Genomic DNA, 12,899 nt, shown 5'->3' with positions numbered 1-12,899 from the left:
GCGTTATTCTCGATCACGCAAACCGGACGCTAAGCGTGCTCCGTAAATTAAAAATAATTTATAAAATAAAATACACCCGGCATTATAGAAACTGTCACTTAGCTTGGTTCAGCTTAGCGTGATTTTATTCCTTGTAACTGCTTGATAATAAAATGGTATTTTGGTCAACACGCTACTGTTAATCGCTGGGTCGTAGGTTTGAGTCCTGCTTCGGGAGCCAGCTTTTCAGAAAGTCCCTTATAAAAACAAAAAACTAGCGTGTTTGTGCGCTTCTCCGTCCCTCGTGTTGTCCCTCATACGGATTGCGTTTAGGGAGCCTCCGAGCGTGCTTGTGAGGCGTGATTCTGTTCGCTCGACCTCAAAGCGAACCGCGCCAGCATCGCCGCCTCGGCGCGTCCGTCATCCTTCTTCGTGTTGGACAGGCCGACGTTGCTTGGGGGCAGCCGCATGGCGACGCCGTCCTCAAGCATACTGACGCTGCGCCCGAACGAGAATGCGACAGCCGGTCCTTCGCCCGGATCATCGTCGCCAGAAGTGGCGCGGACCCGACGTTGCGCATCGCGTTGCCCGTTATTCTGACCGAGCTGCCAGTGAGCAACTGTAAGGGATCGTGAGGCGCGGCTATGAGTGAAGATCTGCGCTAGCTTGTTGGCGATCTATGAATCGGCGGCGACGCTTGATGATGTCTGCGTCGCCAATAGCGTCGACCGGCTGAAGCCTGTCTTCAAGCAATATCCTCTACGTTGAAACACACCCTGTTTCGTGGACTGAAGAAACTTCATTCAGGGGGGGGGAAGACCGCCTATGCTGCGCACAAACAACTGGAACGCGACTGTATGTAATAAGCGCTCGTTTCTATCGCGCTCTTCTAGAACCGGTCTCGTGGTCGACTGGCGTCTTTTGTGGGCGCACCACATATAACATCCTTGCGGAATACGATTTAAGTGGCCATTTGGCGGAAACCGGGTCACAGCCGCTCCCGCAGTCCGGAAACAACATAAGCGCGGTCAAGGGTGAAAAATATGTCCGATGAAATAACCTCCCGTGTCGAGGCTCTGGAGAGGAAAGTCTCTGAGATACAGGAGAAAATGGGAGAGGCTAGCCCGGAGCGCAACGCGCGGAACCTCGACCTCATCAGCAAGATCGTGGCGTCTATCTCTGTCAATATTCGTGAGTTGTGGAAAGCCGTGAAGATCAAGCGGCACTGAGAAAAGTTCGTGCAGATACCTGGTCGCGGCGCATCTGGCTTGACCAGGAGCGATCTTCTTTCGCCTGTGAAAGGTGATTAACCGCCAAACCTTCCCTGGTATTCAGGGGCAAGGCCGTTCTGAGAACGACCTGAACCGGGCGTATTTTGCAGGCTTGCGCCAAAGTTGACTTTCTGTTCGGTCAGGAGCGCGCCGGATGGCCGATCCAGCCGCCCGCCGACAATGTCTTTTCAGTGCGCAATCTGTGAGCATGCGACTGGACCACCGGCCTTCGGCGACCTCGTTCAGGCGCGCGAGAATAAGCAAAGCCTGTCGGACGGTGTGTTTTCGAGGTAAGATGCCTGACGGATTCACTACTCCCGGCACGGCGGTAAGATGCTCTTCTTTTTCTTCATAATTGCCCTCACCATCTCGATCCTGCTGGCAATGGTTCTGTTCGCGGCGTTGCGGGTGCTGTGGAAGCCGATCCTGATAGTGATATTGGTTCTGTGGGCGATAGGTTACTACAAGCATGAGATCGCGCCTCACTACCACAATGCGGCGACTGAATTGTGATGGTTGGGAGGGTGGAGAGGTAAGGGGCGGCAGTTGATTGCCGAGGCTTTGCGCTTGAGCTCGGGGGACTCACGCACAATGAGTTTCGTCCTGCGACCCTCCAAATTAGAGCTCTGGCCACCTGAAGGTCGTTACTTTTTTTCGTTCGAATCTGTGTCGTGATTCATTGGCATTTCTTGTGTCTCGCAGAGCGTAGTGGGAGTTTTTGATCCCGCCAGACTCAGGAGTTGTTTGGTGAGTCGGAGATGAAGCCTTCCGATGGCCCGACAGGTTCGCGCGTTTGCTTCTGGAGAAGCTCGCGCAAAGGCGCCGCAAAGGATAACCTTTGCGGCGCCTTTACTGCCGAGGGAAGTCGATGTCCTGTCGGGGACAATTGAGAACGTATATCATTCTCAATTGGAGTCAACTAAAAATACGCCGGAGGTCCGCAGTGGCCATAACCGATCATATTTATGAATTTGTCGGTTGGACGGCGCCGGTGAGCCGGTGACAGATGAGGCATGTTCTGACGCCGTCCTGAACACCTTAACGCTATGAGTGCGCCGGGGTTTTGGCGGACGGCGCGATCCATCCCCGATTTGTTGCGCCGCCCAACGCATAGTGGGGTATTCGTTTTTAATTCGCAATGATTTACATTGCCGAAAGGACGGTGTTTCTGTCGCCTGTCTTGGGTAGCGGAAGGAGCCGTTAGTCTGGCTTTCAATGCTCAGGGTTGCATCAAGACTTTGGCGTCTCCAGCGGAGCCCGGGCGGATCTTTCGCCTGTAAGCCTGACGGACGAAACCTATAACGGATGGCCCCTGTTCGACATCTGTCGATAGCGCCACCTTCATCGCATCACGGGATGTTACCGACACTTGCTCTTCGTAACTCGCGCGGCCGTCGTGATGCGGGCAACGTGCCGAAAGCTTTTCCCCGATGGAGTTCAGATGAAGCGCGTATTGGGTGTTTGTGCAACGGTCAGCCTGCTCGGCGCGCAAACTGTACTGTGCAGCGCCGCTTCGGCGCAGACGAGCACGGTCTACAACGGGCAGAATTACACGTCAGCTCAGTCCGCTGCTTCTGGAGATGGAGAAGCGCAACCCGGATTCAGGCACGGGGAAGGGCGGTGCAAGCGTCCGCCACCGCCGCCAGACGGAAAACGTGGACCTCCTCCCGGTGGCCGCGATATGCCGCCGCCTGACGGTGGGCCGCCCCCTTCAGCGAACGGCCGCCCCCCGCCGCCGCCGCGGGATGGTTGCCCTCCGCCTCCTCCACCGCCCGATGCGGCAGCGAACTGAAAATCAAGATGTCGGCTGCACGAGCCTACAGATAACCGCCTTCGTCACCCGATCGGAGGACGACCGTTCGCTTGGTGGCGGGCGACTGGTTCGTACACCCAACAGGAGTTCAAGGCATCAGCGCAATCGGGAGTATTCCTGATCGCAATGTCTGCGCATGGGATAATTCGCGCCAAGAGGGTCCGTGTTGTCGACGGTCTACGCACACCAGAGGCGAGGGGGCAGCTCTCGTCGGTATGCGTCTGACAAGCGTCCGTTAGTCACCCGGCGACCGCGTGGCCCCGACTGAACGTCGGTCCCACGCAGTGGCAGATAAAATGGATCAGTAACCACCGCCCTGTTGGCCGCCGCCATAGCCGCCTTGGCCGCCACCGTGTCCTCCGCCGTAGCCGCCGCCCTGTCCTCGACCGTAACCGCCACCGCCACCCGGACCGCCGCCGCCGGGGCCCTGCGGGCCGTCCGGCGGGAAGCATGCGGCGAGGCCGAGAGTCGCGATAGCGAGCACAATTATCTTCTTCATAGAATCATCCTTCTCTCAATCTCGATGTATCGTTGCAATACAATCATGGCGACGACACGTCGGCGGTTGTCACGGAATGCAACGACAGAAGGTCTGCTCTTGCCGTCTCGCAGGCGCTCGCTTTTCGGAAGGCAAATCTTTTTGGAGAGAGTACGGACGTCGGGCGCAACATGATTCGAGATGGCCGCGCTGTCGGAGGCTGTCACAACAGCCTTATGTGCTCCCGTCGGTAAGCGGAGCACATCCGCCATTGGAAAGGGGTAGGGAACGGACAATCCGCCTTCGGCATTCAGGGCGAAATTGAAGGCGGAGTTTGTCGCTGGACACTTCATCTTCCAGAGAGCGTCGCTTGTGGCGGCATCGCCGCGACCATCACGCTATCGCGATTGAGCCATTAATCGCTACTAAACTGAATTAGAATAACATATATACGAAATGTGCCTTAACCCAAGGGCACACCTTCCCGCAGAATCTCGCGAAGGCGCCGGGGCGTCCTGCAACCAGTCCCGGCGTTTTCGCGAGAGCTGGCCTCGCCTGGTCTGGTGGCTGAGGAAGCCGGCAATCAGATTCGGGCGACCTACCAGTCTTCCCGATGTCCGAGCTGCGCTAAAATATCTTTCCTGAGAGATAAAAGTTTAGGATCGTCGCGATGGCGTCGCTCGGGGAGCGACACAGGGATATCCGCCAGAATGCGTGCCGGTCTGGGGCTGAATACGACGATTCTTGTCGCCAGCAAGAGCGCTTCCTCGACGTCGTGGGTGACCATCAGGGCCGTGAACTGCTTTTCGCGCCAAACCCGCAGAATCTCCGTCTGCATGGTCAGGCGCGTCAGGCTGTCCAGCTTGCCCAGAGGTTCGTCGAGCAACAGCAACCGCGGGTCATTCACCAACGCACGGGCGAGCGCCACGCGCTGAGCCATGCCGCCCGAGAGCTGGTGTGGCCATGCGCGTTCGAAGTCGAGCAGATCGACGAGTTTCAGCGCAGCGGTGACTGCTTCGTCGTCGGCGCGTCCGTTTATGTCGTGCCCCAGCGCGACATTGCCGCGAACTCTCCGCCACGGATAAAGCGTCGGATCCTGAAACATGATGATGCGATCGGGCCCGGGGCCTGTCACGGGCGAGTCGTCGCCATAGATTGCCCCTTCCTTCGGGGCTTCCAGCCCTGCGATCAGACGCAGCAGCGTTGACTTGCCGCACCCGGACGGGCCGAGAAGCGCCACGAACTCTCCTGGCGCCGCCTGCAACGATACATTGTCGATAACAGGGACAATCGCGCCGTCTGAATGGAAGGCGTGGCTTACGTGTTCGAGGCGCAGGGCGAGGGGCGTCGTCCGGCTGGGGGAGATCACCATTTCAGGCCGTCCTTCTGCCAGTTCAGCAAATGGTCGCGCAGTTTGAACAACACTGTCATCAACGCAGAGCACATCAGCGACATGACAAGCAGCGCCGCGTACATATTTGGATAGGCCGCCCATCCCTGCGCCCACTGCAGATAAAACCCGAGACCTGATTTCACGCCCAGCATTTCAGCGACGACGAGCATTGAGAACGACGCACCGAGGCCCATGAACAGCCCGACGAAAATCTGCGGCGTAGCGGCGGGTAAGGCAACGTGAAACAGCAGGAAGCGCTGTTTTGCGCCCATCGTGCGGGCCACGTCGTAATAGGCTGGGTCTACGGCGGCGATGCCGGACCATGTCAGCACTGCGACGGGAAAGCCAGCCGCAAGCGCCATCAACGCGTCTCCAGCGACTCTGCTTGATGGGATCAGGACGAATGCAAGCGGCAGCAGAGCGACAGGCGGCAACGGTCCGATCAGCCGCATGATCGGACGCACCCAGTAACGGAAGCGGGGCGACCGCCCCAGTCCCGCGCCGACGGCGATCCCAAGCGTCGCCCCGCCCAGATATCCGATCGCCAGCAGCGCGAGCGAATGCAGCAGGCTATCGCCGAGCTTGCGCCAGTCGCTCTGAAACACGTCGAGCAGGTCCTGAGGCGTTCCAAAGAAGGGGCGGGGAAGCCAGAGCAGCTTGGCTTGCGCGACTTCCCACAATCCGAACCCTACGCCAAGCGCGATGGCCCATGGCGCGCGGGCGGACAGGCGGCGACCAGCTGCTGCGACCAGAAGGACGACGCCAAGGGCCGCGAACAGAACGGCGAGGTCGTTCGTGGCGGGAAAATCGTCGGCGTCGGGAGCGCGCCACGTTACGAGCGCGGCCACAAGCCACACCGGACCGGCAAGCCACGGGAGCGTCTGCGCCAGCGGGAAAGCACGCCGAACGGTCGTGACATTCGGGGAAGGTGCGAACCGGACGGATGAGGCGAGGCGCTGGCTCATGAGCTGAACAGATCCTGAGTAAATCGCTCGGCGTAGCGGTGGGAGTCGAGCGACGGTCGGAAGACGCCGACCTGCTTCAAAGCGTCGGCGTAAAGCACGATCTCATCCCGGAAAGCTGCGCCCGACGTCTGGTGATGGTGGCCCTGCGCCCGGATGATGGCCGCCAGATCCGCCGCGTTCGCTTTCGGCGCGTATGGTTTGAAGATTTCAGCGGCCTCGTCCGGGTTGCAGGAGAGCCAGGCGCCCGCTTCGAGAATTGCGCGCGCAACACCCGTAGCGGTCGCGGGATCATCCCGGATCAGCGATCCGCGCAACCCGACGACGCAGCATGTCGTATGCGCCCATTTGTCGCGCATGTTGCTGTCGATCTCGACCAGCCCGAACTGTTTTTTCTGCATGGTCGAAAACGGATCGCCGTCAGAAAAAGCCTGCACCTCGCCGCGTTGCAGCGCAACGGGCAGCAGGTCGACCGGAAACTGCCGCCATTGCACGTCCGTTTCCGGGTCGACGCCAGCCTCTTTCAGGCGAATGGAGAAAAAGTTGCGATCCGGGCCGCCGATATCTGTGACGCCGATGGTCTTCCCACGCAGGTCCTGAAGTTTGGAGAGGCCCGAGGTCGGCGTGGTCATGAGGAACATGCATCCCGCGTGCAGCCCCGCGACCAGCTTGACGTCGAAGCCCTGCTGCAACGGCTTCAGCCAGCGCAGGGCCATCCCCGGCGCTCCGTCCGCCTTGCCGGTGGACAGCGCCTCCAGCAACTGATCGGTGGATCCTGCAAAATTTACGTAATCGACGTCGATATTACGACGCGCGAAAAATCCCTTTGCCTTCGCAACCGGAACGGCGGCCGTGCAGACGGCAGTTTCGTTCCACGCAATCGTCACCTTACGTGGCGGGCCGGATGGCGCAGGCGCCGGGCTGTCGCCGGACGCTGGCATGCAGTTCATGTCGTGGGGACCATCGGCGCGCGCGGCGAAGGGGAGCGCCGCGCCCGCGAGCAGGCCGAGCGTCGATCGGCGGGAAAGAGCATAGGAAGATTTCATCGTCGACCGAACCTGTGTCTTCAAAATTGCGTCGTGAAACGGGGAAGGACGTGAAAGCGACGGTCGAACCATGCAAGGCCGTGTCCGTCGTCCGACGGGTGAGCGATAGCGTTGACGCGACAGAACAGAACGTCATGGCTGCCGGAGGTCTGCACAGACGCAACGGCGCAATCGAGCGTCGCGACCGCCTGCTGGAGAAGGGGCGCGCCGCTTGCGCCCACGCGCCACATGCCATTGGCGAAACGTTCTTCCGAACTCAGGCGACTGCTGGCGAACGCGCCCGCGATCGCTTCCTGTCCTTCGGCGAGTATGCTGATCCCGATCGCGCCGTTGCGCAAAAAGGCGGCGTGCGACCTGTTGGACCGGTTGAGGCAGATCAGAACGGTGGGCGGCGTGTCGCTGACGCTGCATATGGCGGAGACGGTCAGTCCGTGCCGCCCGTGCGCGCCATCCGTCGTCACCAGTACGACCGGCGCGCCGAGCAGGCTCATGGCGCGCCGAAAATCGTCTTGCGTTACATCGCCGGGAGAAATTGTGGCGGTGGGTGTGTCCGCGTCACGCAGCATGGGAGATTTCCGTTGACGTCAGGCCGAGGGCCTTCAGAATCGTCGAGGTCTCCGTTCGCTCCATCCAGTCCGGAGAAACATCGGCGAACAGAACCTTGCGATCCGGAGAGATGATCAGGACAGCGGGCTTCGGCAGTTCCCATACGTCGACGCCGTTGAGCGCGTGCGGCGTCCCCCCCTTGGCTTCCGCAGCCGCGCGGGATGCGTCGTCAAACTGGTAGGTCACGCCGAGGGCCCGACCGAAAGCAAGTTGCGGGTCGGACAGCACGGGAAACGGCAAAGCATGCGCCGTGGCGATGTCGTTCAGAGCCGGGAAGGGCTGCGGCGAAACCGCCGCGAGCGCGACCCCTGCGGCCTGAAGCGACGGCCAGAGAGTATCGCGATAATACGGGAGGGCGATATTACACGCCGGACAGGTCGCAAAACGAAACAGGACAATGACGGCAGGCCCTTTTTCGGTCAACGCGTCAAGGGAAACGGATTCTCCGGCGGCGTTGCGCAGCGTGGCTGGCGCCAGCGTGTCCCCAACCTGCACATGAGGGGATGCGGCGTGGTCGCGGCGCAGCGTCGCGCGCTGGTTGACGTTGATCGCAAGCGCTTCCGGCGCCCATGTCCTGCGGCGCTCGGCGTCGAGCTCGCGGAAGAGGGCGTTGAGGCTCGGGGTGCTGTCTTTCTGGTTATTGGCCACGGCGTTCATCCTGATCGGTGTTTTCGCGCCATTTCTTATGAAGGACCGAAGAGCGCGCGGACCACGAAGTTTTTGTCATCAGGCTCTTGGGCTTAGCTCAACGATTGCCGATTGTGCGGGCGAGAAGATCGCCGAGATCGCGTGCGGCTTCTGACAGACCTTCCCGTTCGACCAGCACCGTTTCGATTTCCGGTAATGGCGGCAGGGCATCCGGCGCCATGATCGGCAGCCTTTCGGCGGCGGCGAAGCGACGCGTGCGGCAACTCAGGCCAAGGCGTCCCCGCACCCCCGCCCGCATCGCCGGGAGGTTGGGCGTCTCCAGCACGATCCGGTAATCACGTCGCGCCTCTGTCAAAGTCCGCAGCGCGGCGTCACGAAACCTGCAGGGAGGTTCGAGCAGGGCGAGCGGCAGTTCGTCGAGTTCGGTCAGCGCGGTATCGCCCAGCCAGACCATCTGGTCGTGGCCGACGATGCGCCAGCTCGCGCCGGGTCGATCTCCGTGCTGACCGAGGCACAGCACGACGTCGAGCCGAGAGCGGTCGAACATCTCCAGAAGCTCCGCCGATCCGCCGACGCGGACGATAAGGCGTGCGCGGGGGTGTTCGAGGCGGAAACGGTTGAGCACATCGGGAAGAACCGTGTCGGCGAAATCCTGCACCATCCCTACGGTGATCGGGTCTTCGTCCACGCTCTGTCCGAGCGTGTGCATGATCCGATCGTTGAGAGCCAGAAGCTGGCGCGCATAGGAGACGAGTTCCTCGCCTGGCGCCGTGAGGGTCAGGCGACGCCCGTCCCGCCGGAACAGTTTCTGTTGCAGCACATCCTCAAGCCGCTTCATCTGCAGGCTCAGGGCGGATTGCGTGAGGAAAATCGTCTCCGTGGCCTGCGCCATCGAGCCAGCCTCGACGATCGCGACAAACGATCGCAACAGTTCCGTAGGAACATTGCGCGCCATCCGTTGAGGGAGCGTGGACTGGGACGATTGCGACACGGGGACGTCTCCTGATGACGCGGGTTGTCGCGCGTCGAATAAATCACTTAAAATGTAAGTTATATAAATATATATGGACCAAATTAATACATTTAACAAGTGTTTATATAATTAACTATTTCAGGTGGTGAAAATGATTTTCTCGCATTAAAATATTGATAAAAAAGATTTTTTTCGAACGGCAGGAGGGCGCATACGACGCGACGTTCGAGCCACGTTCGATGTGTGCTGCGCGACGGTCGTATGCGCCCCCGGATTGGACTTCAGCGCAGGTTGGGGGCTGGGAAGAGGCCGTTACTGAAGTTGGAACACGTCTGAGTCAGGCAGGTCCGAGCGATTTGAAAAGCCAGAATGGGTCTCTCAGCAGGGACAACTGGACATCAAAATCTGCAGGGCCAGTGACGCCGCTTCGTCGAGCGTGGCTTGATTTATAGAGCGACGTCTCAAGTGATCGTCTTAAATTTTACGATTCCGGTTGCGATTTGGCGACGGGAAGAGAGTTGGTATGTCGAAATTGCTCGGACGACCTGCCTGCACCGTCATCGCCGGGTCACGTCGCGAGCCGATAATTCGAAATTTCGATCAGGTTTAGATCCGGGTCACGAATATAAACGGACCGGATGGGGCCGTTGGCCCCTGTTCGCTCTACCGGGCCTTCCTCGATGACTATTTTCAGTCTGATCAGTTCGACGATCACGTCCTCGATGGGTGTTGTGGCGATGATGCAAAGATCGGCGGAACCCGATGTGGGTTTGTGCGCCTTTGGCTCGAATTCATGGCCGACCTGATGAAGATTGAATTTCTGGAGTCCGAATTGCAGAGCTTTGCGTCCCGTTCCGAACGTGACGATTTCGAAGCCGAGAACGTCCCGGTAGAATGCGCATGTTTTTTCGATATCCGCGACGGTCAGAACCAGGTGATCGAGGCGATCAATCTGAATCATTGTGCATATCCTTGTTCGGTTTTGCATACGCCGCCGCGGGGGGGCGGGTCAGCGAAAAGCTGACATGATAAGGCGGTCGAACATCCGGTCGGACAGGTGACGCCGCAGGAACAATAACGGCCGCGCCATAAGCCCGCCACTATACCGGGTGGCCGGGCGTCGTGCGTTTAACGCTCGGGCAACCAGATTGGACACTACTGCGGGCGGCGGAGCCTGACGCTTGCCCCGCATGTTGCGGAATTTCTCGACCATCGCAGCGTAGGCGCCGCCGCCCGAAAGGCGTGCGGCTTCATCCGCTGCGATGCTCTCCCATTCTGAGGCTATTCCGCCGGGCTCGATCACGATCACCTCGATCCCGAACTGGCGCACTTCATTCCGCAGCGCGTCTGAATATCCCTCAAGAGCGAACTTGGAGGCATGGTACCAACCGCCGAGCGGCAGCGCGAACTTTCCCCCGATCGAGGAAATATTGAGGATCGCGCCGTCGCCAGCGGCGCGCATATGAGGAAGACAAAGCTGAACAAGCCGGGCGGCTCCGATCAGGTTCGTCTCCATCTGACGGCGGGCTTCCGTCATCGGCACGTCTTCCAGCGCTCCGTATTGGCCGTAGCCGGCACCGTTGACCAGCACGTCGAGACGACGTTGTTCGTGCATGATCCGGCTGATCGCCTGCGTCATTGAAGCGTCGTCGGTGACGTCCAGCGCAATGGCGTGACCGCCGACAGCTTCGATATCCGCCATATTTCCGACGCGGCGTGCGCCGCCGTAGACGACGTAGCCTTCCCGGATAAGGCGCAGGGCTATGTCCTTGCCGATGCCGGACGATGCGCCCGATACGAGGGCGACGGGTTTGGAAACATTGGCCATGTCAGTGTCACTCCATGCAGTTTTATTCACATGGCCATTCAGATAATCTGTAGGGAAACCCCACAGTCAAGAGGCGCGCAATGCTGATCAGTGAAGTGGCGAGGATCGCTGGCCTGTCAAAGGACGGCGTCCGTCATTACGAAGAGATAGGCCTGATCGCCTCGACCGAGCGGCGGGCCGGAAGTCGCGTCTATCGCGAATATGACCCTGCCGTGCTGACCACGATAGAAAAAGTGCGTCAGGCGCAACGCCTTGGTTTTTCGCTCAAGGAGATTGGGCCGCTGCTGAAAGCGCATGGCGCTGCGAACCTCACGCCTGAACAAACGGTTGTCTTTCTTGAGGAGCGGCTCGACGTAATCAGGGGCAAGTTGAAAGTTCTTCAGGAGGTCGAGGCTTTTATAAAGACAAAACTTGATCACTACAAAAGGGAGAAATTATCGAGATCTGACAAAAAAATATAGCGTTGTCGCCGTGTTTAACAAAAGCTGGCCTCATTGTGCACGGCGGATCGATATCCGTCAGACTCAAGCTTCGGCACTGACGTTAAGGATAATTCTTGCCGGTTGTCAGGACGTTATCGGGCGCGCGAAGTGTCAGTCATCGACCAGTTCGAAGAGAGAAGACCCGGTTTCGTGTTGAAAACCGTCCGACAGATGTCTCGATTTATACCTGCGCCCAGCGCGGCGAAGATCGCCCCCTGCGTATCAGGTGAGAGCGAGCCGTCCCGCCCCGCCGAGCGCTGAATCCCCCTGCGGCGTGTGAATGCGTCCGCACAGCACGTCCCGATAGTGACGTTCGAGTGGATTGTCCTGACTGAGCGCCGGATTTCCGATCGCCGCGACCGCTTTGCCGACGGCGGCGATGGCGTTCTCCGTCACCGTGTATTTGATCAGGCCAGCGTCGGCGTCGCCTCGTTCTCCAGCGGCTTCGCGCGCCAGCCCGTGTTCGATCAATGCGCGATTGGTGAGCAGCAATGCGTCAATCTCGCCCAGCAGGGCATGAAAGCGCGGCAGGCTGGCCAAAGGCGCGCCCAGATTGGCCGGGGTGCGTTCTTTCAGGTAGCCGACCAGCCAGTCGCGGGCCGTGCGCGCCACGCCGTCGTAGAGCGCGCCGATGACGATGGCGTGCCAGCTCGCCAACGCGACGGCTTCGTCGACGGACGCGCCCGGCGCCTTCAGCGACACGAGGTAACGTTCCGGGATTTCCACGTCCTCGAAAACAATCGTGTGGCTGGCGGTCGCGCGCATGCCCATATGACGCCAGCTTTCTTCGATCCGCACGCCCGGGAGATCCAGCGGCACAAGAACCTGCCCCACGCGCGGCGTTTCCTCGTCGGTACGGGACCAGACGACGCCCCAGCGAAGGGCGGTCGATCCGGTGGAAAAGATCTTGCGACCGCTGATCAGGAAACGTCCGCCTTCACGACGGACCGTTGTGGCGGGCAACCCGCCCCGTGCGGGGGTGCCAAGTTCCGGCTCGACGCGCAGTGCGTTCACCAGAGCCCCGTCGCGCACGACGCTGGCGAACACCTCGTCGCGAACCTCTTCCGACCAGCCCGAGGCACGCGCGATAGCGCCCGTCTGAAGATATTGCATCGCAAGGATCAGCGCCGTCGTCGGATCGCCGGTCGCTACACGTCCGACGATCTTCGAGATTTCGGTCACGCCTATGCCCGTGCCGCCCTTGTCGTGCGGCAACGCGAGAGCAAGCAGTCCGGCTTCCTTCAGGTCGAGAAGATTGTCCAGCGCGATCTTTCCGCTGCGATCGTATGCTGGAGCACGTTCAGCGAAGATCGGAACCAGCCTGTCCAACGCAGCTTCGATCGCGTCCGACGGGCGATGCAGTCGGGGTGTGAGCACATTCATCGAGCGATCTCCTTGTGTCGCGCCGCCCGCGTGTCGC

General features: G+C 60.0%; 14 protein-coding genes. 4 read left to right on the top strand and 10 right to left on the bottom strand.

Annotated elements, in window-relative coordinates; translation table 11 throughout:
• The first annotated feature begins 338 nt into the window (after positions 1-338).
• The 3 genes from G442_RS0112000 (at position 339) to G442_RS25775 (ending at position 1,763) form a co-directional block, all read left to right on the top strand.
• Positions 339-614, top strand: coding sequence for a hypothetical protein (locus tag G442_RS0112000; RefSeq protein WP_026398191.1), 276 nt, complete (start codon positions 339-341; stop codon positions 612-614).
• Between the two features lie 408 nt (positions 615-1,022).
• Positions 1,023-1,208, top strand: a complete 186-nt coding sequence (locus G442_RS0111990; RefSeq protein WP_026398190.1) for a hypothetical protein — start codon at positions 1,023-1,025, stop codon at positions 1,206-1,208.
• Positions 1,209-1,583: 375 nt separating this feature from the next.
• Complete coding sequence (locus tag G442_RS25775; protein WP_026398189.1) at positions 1,584-1,763, top strand: hypothetical protein; 180 nt, start codon at positions 1,584-1,586, stop codon at positions 1,761-1,763.
• Between the two features lie 1,601 nt (positions 1,764-3,364).
• On the opposite strand, the gene G442_RS0111970 is transcribed toward G442_RS25775, so the two are convergent.
• The 9 genes from G442_RS0111970 to G442_RS0111925 form a co-directional block, all read right to left on the bottom strand.
• Positions 3,365-3,562 (bottom strand): hypothetical protein, encoded by a 198-nt coding sequence (locus G442_RS0111970; protein WP_026398187.1) that lies wholly within the window; start codon positions 3,560-3,562, stop codon positions 3,365-3,367.
• A 577-nt stretch (positions 3,563-4,139) separates the two neighbouring features.
• The gene (locus G442_RS0111960; protein WP_026398185.1) at positions 4,140-4,913 is read right to left on the bottom strand and encodes an ABC transporter ATP-binding protein; all 774 of its coding nucleotides are present in this window, start codon (positions 4,911-4,913) and stop codon (positions 4,140-4,142) included.
• Entirely contained in the window at positions 4,907-5,899 is a 993-nt protein-coding gene (locus G442_RS0111955; RefSeq protein WP_051292257.1) for an ABC transporter permease, read from the bottom strand. Before G442_RS0111955 ends, G442_RS0111960 begins: the two co-directional genes overlap by 7 nt.
• Entirely contained in the window at positions 5,896-6,942 is a 1,047-nt protein-coding gene (locus tag G442_RS0111950; RefSeq protein WP_026398183.1) for an ABC transporter substrate-binding protein, read from the bottom strand. The genes G442_RS0111955 and G442_RS0111950 overlap by 4 nt, the downstream gene beginning before the upstream one ends.
• Positions 6,943-6,962: 20 nt before the next feature.
• Positions 6,963-7,508 carry a flavin reductase gene (locus tag G442_RS0111945; RefSeq protein WP_035376572.1) on the bottom strand — a complete coding sequence of 182 codons (546 nt, stop codon included), beginning with the start codon at positions 7,506-7,508 and terminating at the stop codon, positions 6,963-6,965.
• On the bottom strand, positions 7,498-8,196 hold the full coding sequence (locus G442_RS0111940; RefSeq protein WP_026398181.1) for a peroxiredoxin-like family protein: 699 nt from the start codon (positions 8,194-8,196) through the stop codon (positions 7,498-7,500). The genes G442_RS0111945 and G442_RS0111940 overlap by 11 nt, the downstream gene beginning before the upstream one ends.
• 97 nt (positions 8,197-8,293) lie before the next feature.
• A complete protein-coding gene (locus G442_RS0111935) occupies positions 8,294-9,187 on the bottom strand; it encodes a LysR substrate-binding domain-containing protein (protein ID WP_051292255.1) in 894 nt (297 codons plus the stop codon).
• 550 nt (positions 9,188-9,737) lie between these two features.
• Entirely contained in the window at positions 9,738-10,130 is a 393-nt protein-coding gene (locus G442_RS0111930) for a VOC family protein (protein WP_246789431.1), read from the bottom strand.
• Positions 10,131-10,178: 48 nt separating this feature from the next.
• Entirely contained in the window at positions 10,179-10,997 is an 819-nt protein-coding gene (locus G442_RS0111925; protein ID WP_035376570.1) for an oxidoreductase, read from the bottom strand.
• A gap of 80 nt (positions 10,998-11,077) precedes the next feature.
• Between G442_RS0111925 and G442_RS0111920 the strand changes: the two genes are divergently transcribed.
• Positions 11,078-11,458, top strand: a complete 381-nt coding sequence (locus tag G442_RS0111920; protein ID WP_026398177.1) for a MerR family transcriptional regulator — start codon at positions 11,078-11,080, stop codon at positions 11,456-11,458.
• A gap of 243 nt (positions 11,459-11,701) precedes the next feature.
• On the opposite strand, the gene G442_RS0111915 is transcribed toward G442_RS0111920, so the two are convergent.
• Positions 11,702-12,862: an acyl-CoA dehydrogenase family protein gene (locus G442_RS0111915; RefSeq protein ID WP_051292253.1), complete on the bottom strand. Its 1,161-nt coding sequence runs from the start codon at positions 12,860-12,862 to the stop codon at positions 11,702-11,704.
• Positions 12,863-12,899: the final 37 nt, after the last annotated feature.

It is taken from the genome of Acetobacter nitrogenifigens DSM 23921 = NBRC 105050, assembly GCF_000429165.1.
Classification (GTDB): Bacteria; Pseudomonadota; Alphaproteobacteria; order Acetobacterales; family Acetobacteraceae; genus Acetobacter; species Acetobacter nitrogenifigens.
Note: the sequence above shows the minus strand (reverse complement) of the source record. Positions and strands in the feature narration are given on the sequence as shown.